We start from the raw sequence: 1,150 nt of genomic DNA on the forward strand, positions 1-1,150 counted from the left end.
CACGGACACAAAGGGAAGCTTTTCCGTAAGATATAAAGAGTTATCCTTTGATGGGGATGAGTGGCCAAGCGGCGAAGACAAGCTCTCTAGGCGGAAAGAAATTGAAAATCTAACTCCGCTATTAATAAACGCACAAGCACCACTTGTAATATGCTTGGACGCCCCATGGGGCGCAGGAAAAACAACGTTCCTCAAGCTGTGGACACAGTACTTACGGTCACTTGAAATCAAAAGCCTATACTTAAATGCTTGGGAAAATGATTTTGCAGATGACCCCCTACTTCCACTATTAGCGACATTCGACAACTGGATGGCTGCTGAAAAAGAGGAGTCCAAAGCAAAAGTCGCTTGGAGCAAGGCCAAAAAATTTGTTCCTGACATACTCAAATCCTCTGCCGTCGCTGCGGCCAAAGCTGCATCGTTTGGTATATTAGACATAGATAAAGAATTAGAGAAACTTGCCGGAGACGTAGTCGGAGGTGCAGTCGGCGACATCGTAGATAGCTTTAATGTGAAACAAAAGTCATTAGCGCAATTTAAAGATCAGCTATCCCTAGCTCTAGAAGGTTTACCGAATAGCCAAAACAATCTAGTTATCTTTATTGACGAGCTAGATAGATGCCGCCCTACTTACGCAATTGAAATGCTGGAGCGAGTCAAGCATCTTTTTGATCTTGATCGAATCATATTCATACTTGCAATGAATCGAGATCAACTAGGTAAAGGAATCCAAGGAGTGTATGGTTCTTCGTTCAATGGCATTCAGTATTTGAAGAGATTCATCGATATTGACTACCAACTTAGAACACCATCCATTAAGGAGTATATTTCTGTCAGACTACAAGAACAGGAAGTTGTAGACTACTTTCGAGCGCGACAGGATGGACGTTATGATCTTGAACACATAACTGAACTTATGACGTATCTTTCGCTTCGGTTCGAGTATACCCCTCGCGACATTAATCAGCTGATTGGCAGACTAAAGCTTATTTTCCGCAGCATTCCTCATAATCATTACCTTGATGAGTCAATCATCGTGCCTTTGTTAGTCTTGAGGCAAGAAAACCCACAGCTTTATACTCGGTATTCAAAGGATGCATTTTGCGCCAATGATGTAATTGAGTTCTTGTCAGGGGCTCGAATTGGTGAG

1 protein-coding gene is annotated in these 1,150 nt (G+C 42.5%); it reads left to right on the top strand.

The window, feature by feature from the left end; genetic code table 11:
• A partial coding sequence (locus AC1DVH_RS31515; protein WP_477757079.1) for a KAP family P-loop NTPase fold protein occupies nucleotides 1-1,150 on the top strand: 1,150 nt, incomplete at both ends.

The sequence above is a fragment of the Pseudomonas sp. P4_C3 genome (assembly GCF_056402075.1).